The 20,509-nt window shown below is 67.2% G+C and carries 21 protein-coding genes; 13 read left to right on the forward strand and 8 right to left on the reverse strand.

From position 1 onward, the window contains the following. Positions 1-2: 2 nt before the first annotated feature. Genes WBB07_RS03115 through WBB07_RS03145 form a run of 7 tightly spaced genes read left to right on the forward strand, consistent with a single transcriptional unit; the run spans position 3 to position 7,523 of the window. On the forward strand, positions 3-920 hold the full coding sequence (locus WBB07_RS03115; RefSeq protein ID WP_526304650.1) for an FAD binding domain-containing protein: 918 nt from the start codon (positions 3-5) through the stop codon (positions 918-920). A 16-nt stretch (positions 921-936) separates the two neighbouring features. After that, positions 937-1,419, forward strand: coding sequence for a (2Fe-2S)-binding protein (locus tag WBB07_RS03120; protein ID WP_526304652.1), 483 nt, complete (start codon positions 937-939; stop codon positions 1,417-1,419). Continuing rightward, positions 1,416-3,803, forward strand: a complete 2,388-nt coding sequence (locus WBB07_RS03125; RefSeq protein WP_526304654.1) for an aerobic carbon-monoxide dehydrogenase large subunit — start codon at positions 1,416-1,418, stop codon at positions 3,801-3,803. Before WBB07_RS03120 ends, WBB07_RS03125 begins: the two co-directional genes overlap by 4 nt. A gap of 15 nt (positions 3,804-3,818) precedes the next feature. Then, positions 3,819-4,715, forward strand: a complete 897-nt coding sequence (locus WBB07_RS03130; protein ID WP_526304656.1) for an XdhC family protein — start codon at positions 3,819-3,821, stop codon at positions 4,713-4,715. Further along, positions 4,712-5,584: an ATP-binding protein gene (locus tag WBB07_RS03135; RefSeq protein ID WP_526304658.1), complete on the forward strand. Its 873-nt coding sequence runs from the start codon at positions 4,712-4,714 to the stop codon at positions 5,582-5,584. Before WBB07_RS03130 ends, WBB07_RS03135 begins: the two co-directional genes overlap by 4 nt. 44 nt (positions 5,585-5,628) lie before the next feature. Further along, on the forward strand, positions 5,629-6,288 hold the full coding sequence (locus WBB07_RS03140) for an SRPBCC family protein (RefSeq protein ID WP_526304660.1): 660 nt from the start codon (positions 5,629-5,631) through the stop codon (positions 6,286-6,288). Then, positions 6,285-7,523: a vWA domain-containing protein gene (locus WBB07_RS03145; RefSeq protein WP_526304661.1), complete on the forward strand. Its 1,239-nt coding sequence runs from the start codon at positions 6,285-6,287 to the stop codon at positions 7,521-7,523. Before WBB07_RS03140 ends, WBB07_RS03145 begins: the two co-directional genes overlap by 4 nt. Here the strand turns inward: WBB07_RS03145 and WBB07_RS03150 are convergent. Next, entirely contained in the window at positions 7,520-8,236 is a 717-nt protein-coding gene (locus WBB07_RS03150; RefSeq protein ID WP_526304663.1) for a VTT domain-containing protein, read from the reverse strand. The two genes, WBB07_RS03145 and WBB07_RS03150, sit on opposite strands and share 4 nt — an antisense overlap. A gap of 120 nt (positions 8,237-8,356) precedes the next feature. On the opposite strand from WBB07_RS03150, the gene fbaA reads away from it, so the two are divergent. Further along, complete coding sequence (fbaA, locus tag WBB07_RS03155; protein ID WP_526304665.1) at positions 8,357-9,394, forward strand: class II fructose-bisphosphate aldolase; 1,038 nt, start codon at positions 8,357-8,359, stop codon at positions 9,392-9,394. Between the two features lie 70 nt (positions 9,395-9,464). Here fbaA and WBB07_RS03160 read toward each other — a convergent pair whose 3' ends face one another. Further along, the gene (locus tag WBB07_RS03160) at positions 9,465-10,289 is read right to left on the reverse strand and encodes an Rv0361 family membrane protein (protein ID WP_526304667.1); all 825 of its coding nucleotides are present in this window, start codon (positions 10,287-10,289) and stop codon (positions 9,465-9,467) included. A gap of 137 nt (positions 10,290-10,426) precedes the next feature. Between WBB07_RS03160 and WBB07_RS03165 the strand changes: the two genes are divergently transcribed. Next, complete coding sequence (locus WBB07_RS03165) at positions 10,427-10,843, forward strand: DUF3151 family protein (protein ID WP_526304669.1); 417 nt, start codon at positions 10,427-10,429, stop codon at positions 10,841-10,843. Between the two features lie 8 nt (positions 10,844-10,851). Here WBB07_RS03165 and WBB07_RS03170 read toward each other — a convergent pair whose 3' ends face one another. Then, positions 10,852-11,775: a cation diffusion facilitator family transporter gene (locus WBB07_RS03170; protein WP_526304671.1), complete on the reverse strand. Its 924-nt coding sequence runs from the start codon at positions 11,773-11,775 to the stop codon at positions 10,852-10,854. Between the two features lie 90 nt (positions 11,776-11,865). On the opposite strand from WBB07_RS03170, the gene WBB07_RS03175 reads away from it, so the two are divergent. Then, positions 11,866-12,522: a TetR/AcrR family transcriptional regulator gene (locus WBB07_RS03175; RefSeq protein WP_526304673.1), complete on the forward strand. Its 657-nt coding sequence runs from the start codon at positions 11,866-11,868 to the stop codon at positions 12,520-12,522. Positions 12,523-12,712: 190 nt separating this feature from the next. Here WBB07_RS03175 and WBB07_RS03180 read toward each other — a convergent pair whose 3' ends face one another. After that, a complete protein-coding gene (locus tag WBB07_RS03180; protein ID WP_526304675.1) occupies positions 12,713-13,492 on the reverse strand; it encodes a site-2 protease family protein in 780 nt (259 codons plus the stop codon). A 40-nt stretch (positions 13,493-13,532) separates the two neighbouring features. Beyond that, positions 13,533-14,171: a peptidase M50 gene (locus WBB07_RS03185; protein ID WP_526304677.1), complete on the reverse strand. Its 639-nt coding sequence runs from the start codon at positions 14,169-14,171 to the stop codon at positions 13,533-13,535. A 70-nt stretch (positions 14,172-14,241) separates the two neighbouring features. Between WBB07_RS03185 and WBB07_RS03190 the strand changes: the two genes are divergently transcribed. The 3 genes from WBB07_RS03190 to WBB07_RS03200 all read left to right on the forward strand — a co-directional run bounded on the left by WBB07_RS03190 (position 14,242) and on the right by WBB07_RS03200 (position 16,877). Next, the gene (locus tag WBB07_RS03190) at positions 14,242-15,540 is read left to right on the forward strand and encodes an adenylosuccinate synthase (protein ID WP_526304679.1); all 1,299 of its coding nucleotides are present in this window, start codon (positions 14,242-14,244) and stop codon (positions 15,538-15,540) included. After that, entirely contained in the window at positions 15,537-16,163 is a 627-nt protein-coding gene (locus WBB07_RS03195; RefSeq protein WP_526304681.1) for a PaaI family thioesterase, read from the forward strand. Before WBB07_RS03190 ends, WBB07_RS03195 begins: the two co-directional genes overlap by 4 nt. 84 nt (positions 16,164-16,247) lie before the next feature. Then, on the forward strand, positions 16,248-16,877 hold the full coding sequence (locus tag WBB07_RS03200) for a hypothetical protein (protein WP_526304741.1): 630 nt from the start codon (positions 16,248-16,250) through the stop codon (positions 16,875-16,877). 83 nt (positions 16,878-16,960) lie between these two features. On the opposite strand, the gene WBB07_RS03205 is transcribed toward WBB07_RS03200, so the two are convergent. The 3 genes from WBB07_RS03205 to WBB07_RS03215 are packed head-to-tail and all read right to left on the reverse strand — an operon-like array spanning position 16,961 to position 20,449. Beyond that, positions 16,961-17,152, reverse strand: a complete 192-nt coding sequence (locus WBB07_RS03205; protein ID WP_526304683.1) for a ferredoxin — start codon at positions 17,150-17,152, stop codon at positions 16,961-16,963. Further along, positions 17,149-18,366, reverse strand: a complete 1,218-nt coding sequence (locus WBB07_RS03210) for a cytochrome P450 (RefSeq protein WP_526304685.1) — start codon at positions 18,364-18,366, stop codon at positions 17,149-17,151. Before WBB07_RS03210 ends, WBB07_RS03205 begins: the two co-directional genes overlap by 4 nt. A gap of 10 nt (positions 18,367-18,376) precedes the next feature. Then, positions 18,377-20,449: an MMPL family transporter gene (locus WBB07_RS03215; protein WP_526304687.1), complete on the reverse strand. Its 2,073-nt coding sequence runs from the start codon at positions 20,447-20,449 to the stop codon at positions 18,377-18,379. Positions 20,450-20,509: the final 60 nt, after the last annotated feature.

The raw sequence follows: 20,509 nt of genomic DNA on the forward strand, positions 1-20,509 counted from the left end.
ACATGCAGGTTCCCGGCCCCTTCGAGTACGAGCGAGCCACCAGCGTCGACCAGGCGATCGGCCTTCTCGACCGCCTGGGCGACGGGGCGCTGATCGTCGCAGGCGGGCACAGCCTGCTGCCGATGATGAAGCTGCGCATCGCCAACCCCGAGTACCTGGTCGACATCAACGACCTGGCGCCTGAGTTGTCCTACGTGATCACCGGCCCTGCCACGCCGAATTCGCCGGACCGGTCTGCGGGGATTCGGCTCGGTGCGATGACCCGCCACCGGGAAGTGCTCGACTCCGAACCGCTGGCGGCCCGGTGCCCGATCTTCCGGGATGCCGAGCGGGTCATCGCTGACCCGGTGGTGCGAAACCGTGGCACCGTCGGGGGATCGCTGTGTCAGGCAGATCCCGCCGAAGACCTGACGACGGTGTGTACGGTTCTCGACGCCACCGTCCTGGCGCGCGGGCCGGCCGGTGAACGCGAAATCGGGATCGACGATTTCCTGGTCGGTCCCTACGAAACGGCGCTGGCACACAACGAGATGGTGATCGAGGTTCGGATTCCGTTGCGACCGAACACCTCCAGCGCCTACGCCAAGGTGGAACGGCGAGTGGGGGACTGGGCGGTGACCGCCGCCGGGGCGACCGTCACCGTCGAGGACGGTCTCATCACGGCGGCGCGGGTCGGACTGACCGCGGTGGAACCCGACGCCGAAGCGCTGCGAGAACTGGCGGCCGCGCTGATCGGGAAACCCGCCACCGAGGACACTTTCGCCGAGGCTGGCCGCGCCGCCACTGAAGCGTGCACACCGGTGTCCGATATGCGCGGCAGTGCCGACTACAAGCGGCATCTTGCCGGTGAGCTGACCATCCGTACCCTGCGCAGCTCGGTGGATCGGGTGCGCAGCGCCTCGATGCCGAGCGGTAACTGAAGGAGACTGCCCGACCATGCATGTGAAGATGACCGTCAACGGTGACCAGGTCAGCGCCGACGTAGAGCCACGAATGTTGTTGGTGCACTTCCTTCGTGACGAGCTACGGCTCACCGGTACCCACTGGGGCTGCGATACCTCCAACTGCGGGACCTGTGTGGTCGAGGTCGACGGCCAACCGGTCAAGTCCTGCACGATGCTCGCCGCGATGGCTGACGGGCGCTCCGTGGTGACCGTCGAAGGTCTGGAAGTCGACGGCAAGCTGGACCCGGTGCAAGAGGGCTTCATGCAATGCCACGGCCTGCAGTGCGGATTCTGCACCCCCGGCATGATGATCACCGCCCGAGCGTTGTTGCGGGACAACGCCGATCCGACCGAAGCCGAAATCCGCGAAGCGATTTCGGGGCAGATCTGCCGGTGCACCGGCTACACGACCATCGTCCGCTCGGTGCAGTGGGCGGCCAAGCACCAGGACGCCCAGGAGGTGAGCCAGTCGTGACCATCCTGGAATCCCCGGAGGACCTGGCCGACAACAACAAGAAGCCGTGTGGCTACGGCCGGATGCTGCGCAAGGAGGATCCCCGCTTCATCCGGGGCCGCGGCACCTACGTCGACGACGTGAACCTGCACGGCATGCTGCACCTGGCGATTCTGCGATCGCCTTATGCGCATGCCCGGATCACCTCCATCGACACCTCCGCGGCGCTGGCACACCCGAAGGTCAGGGCCGTGGTGACCGGCGCCGACCTGGCGGCCAAGGGGCTGGCGTGGATGCCGACCCTGTCCAACGATGTGCAGGCGGTGCTGGCCACCGACAAGGTGCGCTTCCAGGGACAAGAGGTGGCCTTTGTGGTCGCCGAGGACCGATACTCGGCGCGAGATGCACTGGAGCTCATCGACGTCGACTACGACCCGCTGGATCCGGTGATCGACGTCCGGCGCGCCCTGGACCCGTCGGCCGAAGTGATCCGCACGGACCTCGAGGGTAAAACCGACAATCACTGCTTCGACTGGGAGACCGGCGACGCGGCGGCCACCGAGGCGGCCTTCGCCAAAGCCGACATCGTGGTAAAACAGGAGATGGTGTATCCGCGGGTGCACCCCGCCCCGATGGAGACCTGCGGTGCCGTCGCGGATCTGGATCCGGTGAGCGGCAAGCTGACACTGTGGTCCACCACCCAGGCCCCGCACGCACACCGCACGCTCTACGCATTGGTGGCGGGCCTGCCCGAACACAAGATCCGGGTCATCGCCCCCGACATCGGCGGCGGGTTCGGCAACAAGGTGCCCATCTACCCCGGCTATGTGTGTGCCATCGTCGGCTCCCTGCTGTTGGGCAAGCCGGTCAAGTGGATGGAAGACCGCAGCGAGAACCTGACATCGACCGGATTTGCCCGCGACTACATCATGGTCGGCGAGATAGCCGCCACCTCCGAGGGCAAGATCCTGGCGATCCGGTCGCACGTGCTGGCCGATCACGGGGCGTTCAACGGGACGGCGGCCCCGGTGAAGTACCCGGCCGGATTCTTCGGTGTGTTCACCGGAAGCTACGACATCGAGGCCGCGTACTGCCACATGACGGCGGTGTACACCAACAAGGCGCCGGGTGGTGTCGCGTACGCCTGTTCGTTCCGGATCACCGAGGCGGTGTATTTCGTCGAGCGGTTGGTCGACTGCCTGGCCTACGAGATGAAGCTCGACCCGGCAGCGCTGCGGCTGCAGAATCTGTTGAGACCAGAGCAGTTCCCCTACCACTCCAAGACCGGGTGGACCTACGACTCGGGTGACTACGAGACCACCATGCGGCTGGCGATGGACATGATCGGCTACGAGGAGCTGCGAGCCGAGCAGGCCCGCAAGCGAGCCGACGGTCAGCTGATGGGAATCGGCATGTCGTTCTTCACCGAGGCGGTGGGCGCCGGACCTCGCAAGGACATGGACATCCTGGGGCTGGGCATGGCCGACGGCTGTGAGCTGCGGGTACATCCCACCGGCAAGGCCGTTGTCCGATTGTCGGTACAGACGCAGGGGCAGGGGCACGAGACGACGTTCGCTCAGATCGTTGCCGAGGAGCTCGGCATTGCCCCCGACGACATCGACGTGGTGCACGGCGATACCGATCAGACGCCGTTCGGGCTGGGCACCTACGGAAGCCGGTCCACACCGGTGTCCGGTGCCGCCGCAGCGTTGGTGGCGCGCAAGGTCCGGGACAAAGCGAAGATCATCGCCTCCGGCATGCTCGAGGTGTCGGTCGCCGATCTGGAATGGGAGAAGGGCAGCTTCCACGTCAAAGGTGATCCGACGGCCTCGGTGACGATCGCCGATATCGCGATGCGCGCCCACGGCGCGGGTGATCTCCCGGACGGCATCGAAGGCGGCCTCGACGCCCAGATCTGTTACAACCCCGAGAATCTGACGTACCCGTACGGTGCCTACTTCTGCGTGGTGGACATCGACCCCGGGACCGCTGTGGTCAAGGTGCGGCGGTTCCTGGCCGTCGACGACTGCGGCACCCGGATCAACCCGATGATCATCGAGGGCCAAGTGCACGGCGGGCTCGTCGACGGTATCGGCATGGCGTTGATGGAGATGATCGGCTTCGACGAGGACGGCAACTGTCTCGGCGGATCGCTGATGGACTATCTGATCCCCACCGCGATGGAGGTGCCCCATTTCGAGACGGGCCACACGGTCACACCGTCGCCGCACCATCCGATCGGCGCCAAGGGAATCGGCGAATCGGCCACGGTGGGATCCCCGCCGGCAGTGGTCAATGCGGTGGTGGATGCCCTGGCGCCCTTTGGTGTCAGACACGCCGACATGCCGTTGACCCCGTCGCGGGTGTGGGAGGCCATGCAGGGCCGAGCCACCCCGCCGATCTGAACGGGCAGGGCTGCGATGAGATCCGTGCTTGCCATGAGAGAGCGTGCCCAGCAGTTGCGCCGGGACCGGACGCCCTTTGTCCACGCCACCGTGGTGCGGGCGGAGCAGCCCACCTCGGCACATGCCGGCGATGAAGCGATCCTGTTGCCCGACGGGACAATCGAAGGGTTTGTCGGCGGTCAGTGCGCCCAGACTTCGGTGCGCCGCGCCGCGATGGGAGCGCTGCAGGCCGGGGAGAGTGTGCTGCTGCGGGTGCTGCCCGACGGTGACGTGCACTTCCCGGAGGCGGCCGGCGCTTGCGTTGTGGTGAACCCCTGCCTCTCGGGTGGTGCACTGGAGATCTTCCTGGTTCCGGAGATGCCGGCTCCGCTGGTGCGGATCTGCGGCGCGACGCCGATCGCCGATGCGCTGGTGGAACTGTGCAACACGTTGGGATATGCCGTGACTCGTGACAGCGACCCGGAATGCGACCGGTTCGCCGATGCGACTGCGGTTGTCATCGCCAGCCACGGAGGTGCCGAGGCCGAGACCATCGCCACGGCGTTGAACGCGGGAGTCGGCTATATCGGACTGGTGGCCAGCCGGGTTCGCGGCGCGGCGGTACTGGCCGGGATGGCGCTGACGGAGGAGCAGCGGGCTCGGGTGCACACTCCGGTCGGGTTGTCGATCGGAGCCAGGACGCCGGCCGAGATCGCGGTGTCGATTGTGGCAGAGGTGATTCGCGGTATCCGGGTGGAGGGTCTGTCCGGCGCCACTGCCCACCCGGCGGCGGTGGAGACGACAGATCCGGTGTGCGGCATGACCGTCGTCATCGGTCCCGCCACCCCCTACCTGCTGGTGGCCGGCGTCGAACACTGGTTCTGTGGCGTGGGCTGCCGTGAGGCGTTTGCGGCCGCGAGTGTGGACATATGACTGTATTCGCCGACGTTCAGGATGTGGTGCGGCGCTTCGACTCCCGTGACTACCTGATCGACGACGGCACCGCGGCGGCGTTCTATCTGGCGGCCACGATGGGTCGCCCGCTGCTGTTGGAGGGGGAGCCGGGGGTGGGTAAGACCACGGCGGCCAAAACTCTTGCTGCCGTGATTGGTTCGCCGTTGATACGGCTGCAGTGTTACGAGGGTTTGACCGCTGCGGAGGCGCTCTACGACTGGAACTACCAGCGCCAGTTGCTGTCGATCCGGCTGGCTGAGGCCCGTGGCACCGGGATCACGGAGGAGGATCTGTACACCGAGACCTACCTGGTGGACCGGCCGATCCTGAAATGTGTCCGAGCCGTCGGCCCCGCACCGCCGGTGCTGCTCATCGATGAGATCGACCGCGCGGACGACGAATTCGAGGCGCTGCTGCTGGAGTTCCTTGCCGAGTCCGCGATCACCATCCCGGAACTCGGCACCCTGGTGGCACAGCAACCACCGATCGCCGTGCTGACCTCCAACCGTTCCCGCGACCTGCATGACGCGCTGCGCCGCCGCTGCCTGTACCACTGGATCGACTACCCGGACCCGGCTCGGGCGGCGGCGATCGTGCGGCGCACGGTGCCGGGTGCGACCACCGCGCTGATCGAGCGCGCCACCCAGTTCGTGGGTGGGGTCCGCGACCTGGATCTCGACAAGGCGCCAGGAGTGGCCGAGACCATCGACTGGGTGGCGGCACTGGTGGTGCTCGGAGTCGCCGACCTCGTTCCCGAGACCGCACCCGCGGCACTGGTGAGCCTCGGCGCGCTGGCCAAGACCCCGGATGACCGTGACCTCATCGCTGACGCGTTCGCCCAGTTCTGACCCAGAGCGACCCGAGCTCTGACCTATGAAAGGACCACCTGCAGATGAAGATCGCCAACGAGTTCACCGTCAGCGCACCGATCGATCAGGCCTGGGATGTGCTCAACGATCTCGACCAGGTGATCCCGCTGATGCCGGGTGCGCAACTGGTCGGGCACGAAGGTGAGGACGTGCTGGGTCGGGTCAAGGTCAAGGTCGGCCCGGTCACCAGCGAGTTCAGCGGCAAGGTGCGGTTCGTCGAACGGGATCGTGCCGGCTACCGCGCGGTCATCGACGCCAAGGGCAAGGAGGCCCGTGGCACCGGCAACGCGGCCGCAACGGTGACCGCGCAGCTGTACGCGACCGGTGAGGCCACCCGCGTTGTTGTCGACACCGACCTGAAGATCGTCGGAAAACTCGCTCAGTTCGGCAGCGGGATGCTCCAGCAGGTCTCGGAGAAGCTGCTCGGTCAGTTCGTCGATTCGCTGGAGGCCAAGCTGGCTGCCGACCACGCGCCGGACCCCGAACCCGAATCCGAGCCCGCTGCCGTATCCCTGGCTCCGGTACCTCCGGCGGCCGAGCCCGCGCCGATCGACTTGCTGGACCTGGCGGGCGGCACCGCGCTGCGGAAGTATCTGCCCCCGGTATTGGCTGCTTTTGCCGCGGCCGCCGCGCTGTTCCTCGTCGGCCGGCGGGTGGTGGCCCGCAAGGGCTGCCGCAGATGACCGGCGCGGTGCTGCTGCGCGGAGTGGACCGCGCCGCCTTCGCCGTGGGGCTGGTGGCGCGGTTGCGATCCGAGGGCGTTGTGGTGTCACCCAGTGGCTCCGCGGCGTTCGTCGAGTCGCTGAGCCGGCTGGCACCGCGCACCCGCAGTGAGCTGTACTGGGCGGCCCGTCTCACCCTGGTGAACCGGGCCGACGACCTGGCCCACTTCGATTCGGTTTTTGCCGCGGTGTTCGGCGACGCGGTGCTGGGCCTGGACCCGCCGAACCTGCGATCGTCACTGAAATACACGGTGTCACCCGCTGAGGGGCACGCCGATTCCGGGGCACCCGAGGTCGGCGGCGGCCTCCCGTGGGTGACGCGCTCGGCCGCTGCCGCGGCCGCGGTGTCGGTGCGGTCGGAGTCGGACTCGACGATCACCATTCCCGAGGTCTTGCCGAGCAGGTTACGGGCCCGCGCCGAGGAGCCCTTCGATTCCTTCGACGACGCCGACCTCCGGCTCATCGGCACCTGGCTGGAACGGGCCAGCGTCAACTGGCCGCGGCGACGCAGCCAGCGCTCGATGCGCAGCCGGCACGGTTCGAGGATCGATCTGCGCCGCACCCTGCGGGCGTCGCGTGCCACGGAGTGGGAACCGGTGCAGCTGGCCACCGTTCGGCGGTGCGAGCGGCCGCGCCGGGTGGTGTTCCTGTGCGATGTGAGCAGATCGATGCGTCCCTACGCCACCGTGTACCTGCACCTGATGCGCTCCGCCGTTCTCAATGCCGCGACGCTGCGGCCGGAGGTGTTCGTCTTTGCCACCTCCGTGCACCGCATCACGCCGGTGCTGGCTCATCGTTCGGCCGAGGCGGCACTGGCCCGGGCGAATGCGACAGTCGTCGACCGGTACGGCGGCACCCACCTCGGGGCGAGCGTCGCCGAGATGCTGACGTCGACCCACGGTCAGGCGGTGCGCGGCGCGGTTGTGGTGATCGCTTCCGACGGCTGGGATTCCGACCCGCCGGAGGTGCTCGAGAAAGCGATGGCCAGATTGGCGCGCCGGGCTCACACCGTGGTGTGGCTGAATCCGAGGGTTGCCGCCGCCGGATTCGCTCCATTGGCCGGATCGATGGCGGCCGCACTGCCGTACTGCGATGTGTTTCTGCCGGCCAATTCGATCGAGGGACTGCGTGAATTCCTGGTTGCGATCACCGGGACGCCGTCAGGGCGGACCCGCGTCGGGCCATGTGTGAGCTAGGGCTGCTCGGGCAGCGCGGTCGGGTTCACGGCGGTGTCGGTAGGTGCCTGGCTTCGGCCGCGGGACCGCTTCACCACCTCGAGGACGATCGGGATGATCGACACCAGCACGATCCCGATGAAGATGTAGTCGACGTTGTTCCTGATGACACTGATCTGGCCCAGCAGGTAACCGAGTGCGGTCAGCCCCGCGCCCCAGACGATGCCGCCCAGGATGTTCCACTTGATGAAGGTGCGGTAGCGCATGTTGGCGGCACCCGCGACCAGCGGGGCATAGGTGCGCACGATCGGGACGAAGCGGGCCAGGAAGATCATGGCCGGACCGTGGCGGTCGAAGAACGCGTGGGCCTCGTCGAGGTAGCTCTGTTTGAAGACCTTGGCGTCCTCTTTGAAGAGTCGTTCGCCGCCCGATTTCCCGATCCAATAGCCCACCTGATCACCGAAGATCGCGGCGACCGGGATGGTCAGCATCAGCACCCACAGCGGTGCGAAGGCCGGAACCTCTTCAGAACCGCCCGCCGCCACCAGACCCGCGGTGAACAGCAGCGAATCGCCCGGCAGCAGCGGGAACAGCAGGCCGGATTCGATGAAGACCACCAGCAGCAACCCGGCCAGAGTCCAGCTGCCGAACGAGTTGAGCAGCGTCACCGGCTCCAAGAACCCCGGTAAAAGGGCCAGATTGGTCACGGTTTCGGTCGAAGCCAACACTGTCACGGCGACCAGAGTACCGGCGAGACACCCTTGACCCGGTCCAAGCTGGTACCTGCAGGAGCTCCTTGAGATACTGCTGGGGCAGACAGGTAAGCCGCCGCAAGCAGCAAGAAGGAGTTTTTCATGCCTATCGCCACACCCGAGGTATACGCCGAGATGTTGGGCCGTGCCAAGGAACAGTCCTACGCGTTCCCGGCCATCAACTGCACGTCCTCGGAGTCCATCAACGCCGCGCTCAAGGGCTTCGCCGACGCGGGTAGCGACGGCATCATCCAGTTCTCCACCGGTGGCGCCGAGTTCGGATCCGGCCTGGGCGTCAAGGACATGGTGACGGGCGCGGTGGCATTGGCGGAGTTTGCCCATGTCGTCGCCGACAGGTACCCGATCACCGTCGCGCTGCACACCGACCACTGCCCCAAGGACAAGCTGGACACCTACGTTCGTCCGCTGTTGGCCATCTCGGCCGAGCGGGTGGCCAAGGGTGCCAACCCGCTGTTCCAGTCGCACATGTGGGACGGCTCGGCGGTGCCCATCGACGAGAACCTCACCATCGCCCAGGAGCTGCTGAAGCTGTCGGCAGCAGCCAAGATCATCCTGGAGATCGAGATCGGTGTGGTCGGCGGCGAAGAAGACGGTGTGGAAGCCGAGATCAACGACAAGCTGTACACCTCGCCTGAGGATTTCGAGAAGACCGTCGAGGCGCTGGGAGCCGGCGAACGCGGCCGGTACCTACTGGCAGCGACCTTCGGCAACGTGCACGGCGTCTACAAGCCGGGCAATGTGGTGCTGCGCCCCGACATCCTGGCCGAGGGCCAGAAGGTGGCGGCGGCCAAGCTCGGTCTCGCCGAGGGCTCGAAGCCGTTCGATTTTGTGTTCCACGGCGGCTCGGGCTCACTGAAGTCGGAGATCGAGGACTCGCTGAAGTTCGGCGTGGTCAAGATGAACGTCGACACCGACACCCAGTACGCCTTCACCCGGCCCATTGCCGCGCACATGTTCTCCAACTACGACGGCGTGTTGAAGGTCGACGGCGAAGTCGGCAGCAAGAAGGTCTACGACCCCCGCAGCTACATGAAGAAGGCGGAGGCGTCGATGGCCGAGCGGATCATCGAGGCCTGTAACGACCTGCACAGCGCGGGCCGCAGCGTCACCGCCGGCTGACCCCAGGCAGTTTGCTCACGATTTCGGCGCGCTCACAGCCGTTTCCAGCCGGCTGAGCGCGCCGAAATCGTCACTGCGCGGCTTGGCAGATCTTCCACTGCTGGTCGCGGAACTCCAGGTCGAGGCTGCGCGTCGAGCGGGTCGCCGGATCGAAGGCCATGAAGGTCGTCACGTTGGCCTCGGCATGTTCGCCGTTGACGACCACCTGGTCGATGCTGGCGACGACCGGGTACTGCTTGGCGGCAGCCACCTTGGTGTGGGTGTCCGTCCACCGACGATCGTCGTACTTGACGTAGCTGTCGGCCGTCTGGCCGCAGGTGATGCTGCGCAAGGTCGCGATATCACCGCTCTGGATGGCGGTGTCGAAGTTCTCGATGGTCTGCCGTACCAGGTCCTCTTGGCTGGCGGCAGTGTCCTCGCCCCGGGTCAGCAGGATGGTGCCGAGGACGGCCACCGCCGCCAGGGCCGCGATCACCAGGATTGCCGCCACCAACCAGCCCCAGCTGCGTTTCTTGCCGGGCAGCTTGGGCACATCGGAGCGGGGCGGGATCGATTGCGGGGCGGCCGGCCGCGGCGGTACCCCGGGCGTCTGGGCAAAGGCCGGGTCGGTGGCACCTGCGCCGCCGGGAGGCACCGCGAAGATCTCGGTGGCCGGCTCGGGGGTGCGGCCGATGATCTGCGTGGAGCCCGCATCCATGCCCGACGGCGCGGTGAAGCGCCGTTCACCCGGGTTGATCGCGGGTTCGGTCTGCTGTGTAGCGGTGTCGTCGGTGGTGGCGAACACCTCGGTGGCGGGCTCGTCGTGAGCCTGGTTGACCTCGGTGTCCGGATCGGGTGCGGCGCCGGTGGGGACGGTCGGATTGGCGTCCTGGTCGGGCCCTGTGGGGTCTGCCATGGATCTGCGGTCCTCCCGTGCTGCGTACCTACTGATGAGTGGTTTCTTGATGCGGATCGAGTGCATTCGAGACTAGTGCTCGGGCCGGCCACCGGCCCGCACATCCTGCCCACTCCCCGCACGGCACAATAGTCGCCATGACTCGCATGGGTGATCTTCTGGGACCGGATCCGGTGTTCCTGCCGGCTGACGACGAGGCCGAGGGCGATCTGGCGGCCGGAGAGAACCCGGCGATCGTCGCCGCCGCACATCCGTCGGCGTCGGCGGCGTGGGCGGCGCTTGCCGAGCAGGCGCTCGACGATGACAAGGCGATCACCGCTTATGCCTACGCCCGCACCGGTTACCACCGCGGTCTGGACAAGTTGCGTCGCAACGGATGGAAGGGCTTCGGGCCGGTGCCGTTCGCGCATGAGCCGAATCAGGGGTTCCTGCGGTGCGTGGCGGCGCTGGCACGGGCTGCTGACGCGATCGGGGAGACACCCGAGTACGCGCGGTGCCTCGATCTGCTCGACGACTGCGACCCCACGGCCCGCGGGCAGCTCGGTCTGGCCTGACCTCGGTCTCAGTGCTTGTGGCCGGGCTTGTGCTCGGTCACGGTGTCGGGCGGGGACTGGCAGTCCGCGGTGCAGCCGGGTGGTTCCACCTGGACGGTGGCGTGGGCCAGGCCCCGCGCGGCCAGTACGGCTCGCGCATCGTCGAGCACCCGCGCTGAATCTGCGCTGCTGGTCAAGTGGGTGGTGGCCATGTCCTTGCCGGGGACCAGCGTCCACACGTGCAGGTCGTGCACCTCGGTGACATCGGGGATGGCGGCCAGCGCCTGCCGTAGTTCGTCGACATCGATGTGCGCGGGTGAGGACTCCGACAGGATTCGCAGCGCGGACCGGGCGAGGGAGAAGGCCCGGGGCAGGACCCAGATGGCCACGAAGACTGCAACGACCACGTCGGCGTAGGGCCAGCCGGTCGTCACGGTGACGATGCCCGCGATGAGGACGCCGACACTGCCCACCGTGTCGGCGAGGACCTCCATGTACGCACCCTTGACGGCCAGGCTGTTCTTCGAGTCCCCGCGCAGCAACATCACCACCGCGAGGTTGGCCAGCAGGCCGACCAACGCCACCACGATCAGCGGTACACCGGGGACTTCCGGGGCGTCACCGAGACGTTCGAACGCCTCGAAGAGGATGAATCCGGCGACGCCCAGTAGTAGCACCGCGTTGGCCACGGCCGTGAAGACCTCGGCGCGGTGCCAGCCGTACGTACGGGCTGCCGACGCCGATCCGCGCCGGGCCATCAGTACCGCGGTCAGCCCCATGAACATCGCCACCAGATCGGTGAGCATGTGGCCGGCGTCGGCCAGCAGGGCGATGGAGTTGATCGTCAGGGCCGTGACGAGCTCGACGATGAAGAAGACGGTGAGGATCGCTGCGCCGATCAGCATGCGGCTGACGCGGGTGTCGGCGTGACTGTGATTGTGTCCGGCACTCATTGCAGCAATATATGCGCATTACCGCATGTATCGCAACGGGTGGTCTGCGGCGCCGAAGTTGCATACGCGTCGGAATGTAATGTGGGATCTGTGATCCGGCAGAAGGTGCGGCGGCGCAGCCAGGAGGAGCGCAGCGCCGAGACCCGCACCCGCCTGCTCGATGCGACCATCGAGTGTCTGCTGCGCTACGGCTATGCGGGTACCACCACGCCACGGGTTGCCGAACTGGCCGGGGTGACGCGGGGGGCCCAGGTTCATCACTTCGGCACCAAGAACGACCTGATGCTCGCCGCGCTGCAGCACCTCACGGCCAAGCGGATCTCCACCGAGGTCGCCCGGTTCACGCTGGACTTCGGCTCGGCCGATGACCCGATCGACGCCATTCTGCAGCTGGTCTGGGATATTCACAGCGCACCGATCTTTGTCCCCATCGTCGAGCTGTGGGTGGCGGGCCGAACCGATGCCGCCCTGGGCCGCGAGGTCGCCAAGTTCGAATCGGTGGCCAACAGCACGCTGATGGCGGTGGTCGCGGAGTTTGCGCCCGAGGGTATCCACCATGCGATGGCCGACTTCGTGTACACCGCGATGGACGCACTGCGCGGCATCCTCATCTCGAGCTTCGTCGACAGTGACTCGACCCGGGCCCGGCGCCGCTGGGAGCGGGCCGCGACCAACCTGCGGCGGATCGTCGCCCCGGAGATCGCCGAGTGGGCTGTTGTCCAAGCTGGTGCCCAGCGTACGAGTTAAGCGGGACTGGACCACTTACATGCAGGACTGTATGTTTGTGTGCGCCTGTGGCGGTGTACGAGGTGACATCTGTGAGGGCGGCACGATGGAGGGGGTCGTGTGTGCCGGCGAGGGGTCCGATGACACTTCTGGCGCACCGTCACAGGCGCCACGCATCGCTTCCGGGTAACGGCCTAGCGCTGAAAACGGATCAGAGCCACGGCGACCAGAACCTGGTGAGCTGTCCGCCGACGGCGGACAGGTAGTTCGACACCCCGGACAACTCGTACACCCAGTACACCGCGCCGAAGAACCACTGGTTGAGCGCCGGGGCCAGCAGCAACAGCACCAGCACCAGGAAACCCCACGGCTTGAACCTGTCCAGCGCGCGCTGGCTATCGGGACTCAGATGAGGTTCCAGCGCCCCGTACCCGTCGAGACCCGGCACCGGGAGCAGGTTCAACAGCAGCGCTGTCACCTGCAGGAAAGCCAGAAACGCCACACCGGACCAGAACACGCCGTGTGCGTCGTCGTAGAACAGCCGGATTGCCGTCAGCAGCCCCACGGCCAACAGCAGGTTGGCCAGCGGGCCGGCCAGACTCACCACGCTGCGCTGGCGCGGGGTCATCGACGAGGTGCGGACGTACACCGCGCCGCCCGGCAGGCCGATCCCGCCCAGGGCGATGAACAGCAGCGGCAGCCCCAGGGACAGCAGCGGGCTGGAGTACTTGAGTGGATTCAGGGTCAGATAGCCGCGGACAGCCACGTCATGATCGCCGTACCGCCAGGCGGTGAATGCGTGGCCGAACTCGTGCAGGCACAGCGAGACCACCCAACCGGCGATCACAAAGAGGAAAACCCCGACATAGGCGAGCGTGGACACCGTCCCGGCGGCCAGCCACGCCAGTACCCCGCCCACCGCGGTGACCGCGAGGATGGCCAGGAACACCGGGCTGGGCCGAACGGACTGGCCCACGAGGCGTCTGCTCACGTCAACCGAGACTACTGGTCCCCAGCTCCGGCTCCTCGATCTAGCCGACTCGCAACCAGCCCTCGATGTGGCGGTAGAACGTCGACCGCCGCACCGGCCGAGAGGCCGCCACGCCGTCGCGCACCACGATCGCACCCGGCGTGCCCAACTGGGCGGCGCGCCCGCTCACCCACGGACCGGAGCGCCAGCCGGTGCCCACCACCCGGGCCCGCAGGCCGGGCATCTCGGGCAGTGCCTCGATCTGGACCCCGGTGACGGCGCCGTCGAACAGCACCGTGTCATCGACGATGCCTTCCCCTTCGAGTTGCTCGCCCTCGACAGCTGCCTGCCAGCGGGCACGCCCGACGAGCACCCGGCCGGTCTCGTCCCTGATCAGCGGAATGCGTTGTGTCCCAGCCGATAACGCGCGTCGGGCGGCGCCCCGGCCGCTGGGGTGGGCCACTTCGACGCCGAGTCGGTCAAGGCGCAGCAGCCGGGTCAGGACGGTCGCCAGATCGATATCGGAGCCCAGCACCACCACCCGGGATGCGCTCTGCACCACCTCGTCCAGCAGCGCCGGATCGGTCACCTCGACCGTCGGCTGGGAGGCCAGTGACCGCGGTATCGGCCCGTTGCCGAAGCGCAGCACGACGGCGCCGACGGGTGTCAAGTCAACTCCTCGCAAACATCGACGGTCCATCTCCGATAGGGTGATCTCCCGGCTTGACACGTCATCAGGCAAGTACGCAAAAGATGCGAAGGATTCTGCCATGCCGGCAATCGTCCTGATCGGCGCCCAGTGGGGCGACGAAGGTAAAGGTAAGGCCACCGATCTACTCGGTGGTCGCGTGCAGTGGGTTGTGCGCTATCAAGGAGGGAACAACGCCGGGCACACGGTGGTGTTGCCGACGGGCGAGAATTTTGCCCTGCACCTGATCCCGTCGGGGATCCTCACACCGGGGGTCACCAACGTGATCGGCAACGGTGTGGTGGTCGACCCGGGGGTGCTGCTCACGGAGCTGTCCGGGCTCGAAGAGCGCAAGGTCGACACCTCGCGGCTGCTGATCTCGGCGGACGCGCACTTGCTGATGCCCTATCACGTGGCCATCGACAAGGTGACCGAGCGGTACATGGGGAGCCGGAAGATCGGCACCACCGGCCGCGGAATCGGCCCGTGCTACCAGGACAAGATCGCCCGGATCGGCATCCGGGCGGCCGACGTGCTCGACGAGACGCTGCTGGCGCAGAAGATCGAAGCGGCCCTGGAGCTGAAGAACCAGATCCTGGTCAAGATCTACAACCGCAAGGCGCTGGATCCGGACGAAGTGGTGCAGGCGCTGCTCACCCAGGCCGAGGGTTTCAAGCACCGCATCGCCGACGCCCGGCTGCTGCTCAACCAGGCCCTCGAACGAGGCGAGACGGTGCTGCTGGAGGGGTCGCAGGGCACCCTGCTCGACGTCGACCACGGAACTTATCCGTTTGTCACGTCCTCGAACCCGACCTCCGGTGGCGCGGCCGTCGGCTCCGGTATCGGCCCCACCCGGATCACCACGGTCCTCGGCATCCTGAAGGCCTACACCACCCGCGTCGGCTCGGGCCCGTTTCCGACGGAGCTGTTCGACGAGTACGGCGCGTACCTGAGCAAGACCGGCGGCGAGGTCGGTGTCACCACCGGACGGGCTCGGCGCTGCGGTTGGTTCGACGTCGTCATCGCCCGCTATGCCACCCGGGTCAACGGCATCACCGACTACTTCCTGACCAAGCTCGACGTGCTCTCCAGCCTGGAGACCGTGCCGATCTGTGTCGGCTACTCCGTCGACGGCAAGCGCACCGACGAGATGCCGATGACGCAGAGCGACATCGCCAAGGCAGAGCCGATCTACGAAGAGATGCCCGGCTGGTGGGAAGACATCAGCTCGTGCCGATCCTTCGACGACCTGCCCGCCAAGGCGCGTGACTACGTGCTGCGTCTGGAAGAGCTTGCCGGAGCCCATGTTTCGTGTATCGGTGTGGGTCCGGGGCGGGACCAGACCATTGTGCGGCGCGACATCCTGGCGCCGCGTTCGTGACAGACCGGACGCCGCTTGACCTGGACAGCCACGGCGGCTTCCCGGTCTTCGAGCCGGCGCATCCAGGGCCCGGCTTCGGCCGCTTCCTGGCGGCGGCGCGCCGGCTGCAGGACCTGGCGGTCAGCGCCGACCCCGGCAGCGATACCTGGGATGACGCCGCCGAGCGGGCCGAGGCCTTGGTGGCTCTGCTGGCCCCGTTCGAGGCGGCCGAGGGAGTGGGGCCGGCCAACCGGGTCCCAGAACTGCCCGGTGGCGGCAGTCTGCTGATGCCGCCGTTCCAGATCACCACCTTCGAACCCGCCGGGGTGGAGCTGGCCGTGCAGTTCAGCCGCTTCCACGTCGGCGGTAACTACGCGGTGCACGGCGGGGTGCTGCCACTGCTGTTCGACTCGGTGTTCGGCATGGTCATCCACGCCGCGGGCAGGCCGATCAGCCGTACCGCATTCCTGCATGTCGACTACCGCTCCGTCACGCCGATCGACGCCCCGTTGACCGCCCGCGGCTGGATCCGTGAAGCGCAGGGACGTAAAGCGTTTGTCAACGCCGAGCTGCACGACTCCGAGGGCACCTTGCTTGCCGAAGCCCACGGTCTGATGGTGCGGCTGCTCGCCGGGCAGCCCTGACCGGTGATTCAGCGCCCCGACGGGCGCAACCTCTGTCACCATGACCCGGTGAGTTCTCGACCTGCACCACGGTCTTTGCGACGGCTGTCGACTCCGCGCGCCGCGGGCTTGGCCGGTGTGCTGTTTGCGGTGCTGTTCGGCACCGCGATCTCGCTGATCCACACCGCGCTTCCCGAAGGCGCCCGACCTGGTACGCAGTGGGTGGACGGGTCGGCTGATCAATTGCGGATCGCTGCCATTCTGATGCCGTTTGCCGGCATCTGCTTCTTGTGGTTCATCGGTGTGGTGCGCGACGGGCTGGGCCGGTTCGAGGACAAGTTCTTCGGGTCGGTGTTCCTGGGCAGCGGGCTGCTGTTCCTGGGGATGATCTTCGTGGCCTCGGCGGTAGGGGTGGCACTGGTGGCCAGCCGTGGCGCCGGTGTTGACGACACCGCGGTGCGCACCTTCGGTCAGGCGTTGATGATCACGCTGTCGAAGACTTACGCCTTGCGGATGGGCGCGGTGTTCATGATCTCGTTGGCCACCATCTGGCTCAAGACCGGGCTGGTGGCCCGCTGGCTGGTGATTCTCACCTACGGGTTGGCGGTGATACTGCTGGTGGCCGGCGACGTGTCGATGTGGATGACACTGGCGTTCCCGTCCTGGGTGCTGGTCGTCAGCCTGATGGCACTGAACAAGGCCGGGGTCATCGATCTGCATCGCGACGACGACTGACCCTCGCCGAGTTCGACGAAATGGCGCGTCGCACTCGCACAATGTCGCCCAAACGTGAGTTTGGGCGTTTCTTCAGTCCACGCTCAGTCCACGAGCTGCAGTGCGCCCGACGGGCACAGCTGCACCGCCCGACGGGCATTGTCCTGCTCGTCGACGGGAACCTCGTCAACCACGACGAGCACGATGCCGTCGTCGTCTTGATCGAACACCGCCTCGGTCTGCATGACACACATCCCGGCGCCGATGCAGACGTCGCGGTCCGCGGAGACCTTCACCAGGACACCTGCAGCGACTGCAGGCCGTAGATGAAGTGGAAGGACCGGAACGCCACGTCGTCGAACGGCTCGGCCAGCTGCAAGGACGGGAACCGGCGCAGCAGGGCGGGGAAGGCGATCCGCATCTCCATGCGGGCCAGCGGTGCGCCCAGACAGTGATGCACACCGTGACCGAACGCCAGATGCCCCATCGCCCCGCGGCTGATGTCGAGATCCTCAGGGTTGTCGATGGATGCCGGGTCGCGGTTGGCTGACGGGAGTGACACGAACACCAGCTGGTGCGCGGGAATCGGCACCCCGGCGACCTCGGTGTCGACGGTGGTGATCCGTGGAATTCCGGAGTGGACGATCGACAGCCACCGCAGCAGTTCCTCGACCGCCGGGCCCACCGAATCGGGATCGTCGCGGACGGCGGCCAGTTGATCGGGATGCCGCAGCAGCGCCAGCGTGCCCAGACTCAGCATGTTGGAGGTGGTTTCGTGGCCGGCCACCAGCAGCAGGTTGGCCACGCCCACCAGCTCGTCGTCGGTGAGCTCGTCGCCGTGCTCACGCACCAGCATCCCGAGCATGTCCTCGCCGGGGTCGCGACGGGTCTGGGTGACCAGCGCAGCCATGTACTCGCGGCCCTCACGCTGCAGTGCAAACCGCTCTTCGATGGGGATCGACAGATCGAGCTGGCGTGCCGTGCGGTGCTGGAAGCCGTCCCGGTCGTCGTACGGCACGCCGAGTAGCTCGCAGATCACCAGCGACGGGATGGGCAGGGCGAAGTCGGTCACCAGGTCGCTCGGCGGCCCGGCTTTCTGCATCGCATCCAGATGGGTGTCGACGATCTGCTGGATCCGCGGCTCCAGCCGTTTCATCCGGCGGCCGGTGAACTCGCCGGTGAGCATGCGGCGCAGCCGGGTGTGCCGGGGTGGATCCAGACCCAGCAGGTTTCCGGACTGGGCCGCGCGCTGCTCTTCTTCGGTCATCGGCGGGGCCCCGGGTAAGACAAAGCCGGGGGGACGTTCGTTGGAGAAGACCTGCGGGTCGGCGAGGACGGCTTTGACATCCTCGTGACGGGTCACCAGGTACACCGGCATTCCGAAGGCGTTGATGACGGTGCGGACCCCGGTGCTCTCGCGGATCTCCCGCAACTCGGGGACGGGGTTGAAGTCGGTGCGACGCATGTGCAGGGGCGGCAGGGTGGGAGCGGGGCTGGTGCCGGCTGTCATGTCATCGACGCTACGCGCGCCGGTGCTGGGCGCGCCCGCGCCGAGCTACGGGTTCGATGCGCGCCGGCCACCACACCCGCGGACCGATGAGTGTGAACAGGGCCGGAATGACCACGGTGCGGACCAGGAAGGCATCCAACAGGATGCCCAGACCGACGATGATGCCCAGCTGGGTCAGCACGATCAGCGGCAGAACGCCGAGCACACAGAACACCGCGGCCAGCACGATTCCGGCGCTGGTGATGACGGCGCCGGTCGCCGACACCGCACGGACGATGCCGGCCCGGGTGCCGTGGTCGTGGGTTTCCTCACGGGCGCGGGTGACCAGAAAGATCGTGTAGTCCACGCCCAGGGCGACCAGGAACAGGAACGCAAACAGCGGGGTGCTGTTGTCCAGGCCGGGGAAGCCGAACACGTGCACGCTCAACCAGCCACCGAGCCCGAGCGCCGACAGTGAGCTGAGCACCGTGACGCCTACCAGGAGCAGCGGCGCCACCACCGATCTCAGCAGCAGTACGAGCACGGCCAGCACGACGGCCAGGATGGCGGGGATGATCAGCAGCCGGTCATGGGCGGCGGCATCGCGTGCGTCCAGCGCCTGGGCGTCGGACCCGCCGACCAGGGCCGCGGGGTCGGCAGTGCGTACCGAATCGCGAAGGGCGGCAACGGTATCGAAGGCATCGTCGGTGGCGGGTGCGGCCTCGAGGACAACTGACCATCGGGTGAGTCCGGCCGGGGATCGGCCGGCCGGGGCGGCCGACACCACGCCGGGGGTGTTGTCGATCGCCCGTTGCATCTCGGCGGCGCGGCTGGTGGCGCCGACGACGGAGGTGGGGTCGGTCAGCCCGCTGGGAAAGTGGGCGGCCAGCGTCTCGAACCCGGTGACGGACTCGGCTTTCACGCGGAACTGTTCGGTCTGCGACAGTCCGACGTGCAGACCGAACAGGCCGCAGGCCAGTACCGAGAGCACAGCCAGTGCGGCGACCAGGATCTGTGTGGGCCGGCGCGCAACGCCGGTGGCAATGCGGTGCCACACCCCGGCGTCGGTGAGGTCCGGGCCGCCCTGGCGGGGGAGGAACGGCCAGAACAATCGGACCCCGCACACTGCCAGCAGTGGCGGTAGCACGAACAGCGAGAACACCGCGGCGACAACAAGTCCCGATGCCGCTTGGAGGCCGAGGCTGCGGGTGCTCGGTGAGGATGCCAACACCAGGGTGAGCAGAGCCAGGACCACGGTTGCATTGCTGGCGACAATCGCCGGACCGGCGGTGCGTACCGCGGTGTGCAGTGCGCTGCGGTGGTCGGGGTTGCGATGTAACTCCTCGCGGTAGCGGGAGATGAGCAGCAGTGCGTAGTTGGTGCCGGCACCGAACACCAGAACGCTGGTGATGCCACCGGTTGAGCCGTCGGCGGTCAGCCCTGCCAGGGAGGTGATCCAGCCTCCCGCAACGGATCCCAGGCGATCGGCAAGACCGATCACCAACAGCGGCACCAGGAACAGCACGGGGGAGCGGTAGGTCAGGATCAGCAGCAGCGCAACCACGGACGCGGTCACGGCGAGCAGCGTGATGTTGGCGCCGGCGAAGGCGTTGGCGATATCGGCGCCGAAGGCGGGTCCTCCGGTGATCTGGGCACGCAGGGCCGGGGGCAGGTCGGTGCCGGCTTGGGTCCGCAGCGAGGCGACGGCGTCATCGAGCGCAAACCCCGAGAGCTCGGTGCTCAGCGGTATCGCCGCCAGCGCGGCGCGACCGTCCTCGGACACCGCCAGCGGCGCGCCGTTGTCGCCGGCGAGCGCGCGAGTGCGGGCGTCGTCGGCCGCGATCCGGTCACTGGGGCTCAGCGGTCCGCCGTCGGTGCGGGTCACCACCAGGATGGCGGGAGCCTGGTCGCCGCCGGGGAATTCGGTCAGCAGCTGCTTCACTTCGGCCGACTCGGCGGTGCTCGGCAGCGTCACCGGTGATTGTCCGGCCGTGTCGCTGGTGCCGGCCAGGACCAGCAGTGTTCCGGAGGCAACGGCGATCAGAAGGGCCAGCGCCCACGAACGTGGTGCGGTGACCAGGCTCGCCAACCGATTCCAGCTCATACTGTCGAATATTTCAGTAACTGAATTATTAATCAAGTGAACTAGTTGGGATAAGCTCAC

This window comes from Mycobacterium sp. (assembly GCF_049647605.1).
In the GTDB taxonomy this organism is placed as follows: Bacteria; Actinomycetota; Actinomycetes; order Mycobacteriales; family Mycobacteriaceae; genus Mycobacterium.

What these genes read in the sequence shown, in the direction of transcription:
- WBB07_RS03115 (WP_526304650.1), top strand. Translation starts at nt 3, where the DNA reads ATGCAGGTTCCCGGCCCCTTCGAGTACGAGCGAGCCACCAGCGTCGAC.
- WBB07_RS03120 (WP_526304652.1), top strand. Translation starts at nt 937, where the DNA reads ATGCATGTGAAGATGACCGTCAACGGTGACCAGGTCAGCGCCGACGTA.
- WBB07_RS03130 (WP_526304656.1), top strand. Translation starts at nt 3,819, where the DNA reads ATGAGATCCGTGCTTGCCATGAGAGAGCGTGCCCAGCAGTTGCGCCGG.
- WBB07_RS03135 (WP_526304658.1), top strand. Translation starts at nt 4,712, where the DNA reads ATGACTGTATTCGCCGACGTTCAGGATGTGGTGCGGCGCTTCGACTCC.
- WBB07_RS03140 (WP_526304660.1), top strand. Translation starts at nt 5,629, where the DNA reads ATGAAGATCGCCAACGAGTTCACCGTCAGCGCACCGATCGATCAGGCC.
- WBB07_RS03145 (WP_526304661.1), top strand. Translation starts at nt 6,285, where the DNA reads ATGACCGGCGCGGTGCTGCTGCGCGGAGTGGACCGCGCCGCCTTCGCC.
- fbaA (WP_526304665.1), top strand. Translation starts at nt 8,357, where the DNA reads ATGCCTATCGCCACACCCGAGGTATACGCCGAGATGTTGGGCCGTGCC.
- WBB07_RS03160 (WP_526304667.1), bottom strand. Translation starts at nt 10,289, where the DNA reads ATGGCAGACCCCACAGGGCCCGACCAGGACGCCAATCCGACCGTCCCC.
- WBB07_RS03165 (WP_526304669.1), top strand. Translation starts at nt 10,427, where the DNA reads ATGACTCGCATGGGTGATCTTCTGGGACCGGATCCGGTGTTCCTGCCG.
- WBB07_RS03170 (WP_526304671.1), bottom strand. Translation starts at nt 11,775, where the DNA reads ATGAGTGCCGGACACAATCACAGTCACGCCGACACCCGCGTCAGCCGC.
- WBB07_RS03185 (WP_526304677.1), bottom strand. Translation starts at nt 14,171, where the DNA reads ATGGACCGTCGATGTTTGCGAGGAGTTGACTTGACACCCGTCGGCGCC.
- WBB07_RS03190 (WP_526304679.1), top strand. Translation starts at nt 14,242, where the DNA reads ATGCCGGCAATCGTCCTGATCGGCGCCCAGTGGGGCGACGAAGGTAAA.
- WBB07_RS03210 (WP_526304685.1), bottom strand. Translation starts at nt 18,366, where the DNA reads ATGACAGCCGGCACCAGCCCCGCTCCCACCCTGCCGCCCCTGCACATG.
- WBB07_RS03215 (WP_526304687.1), bottom strand. Translation starts at nt 20,449, where the DNA reads ATGAGCTGGAATCGGTTGGCGAGCCTGGTCACCGCACCACGTTCGTGG.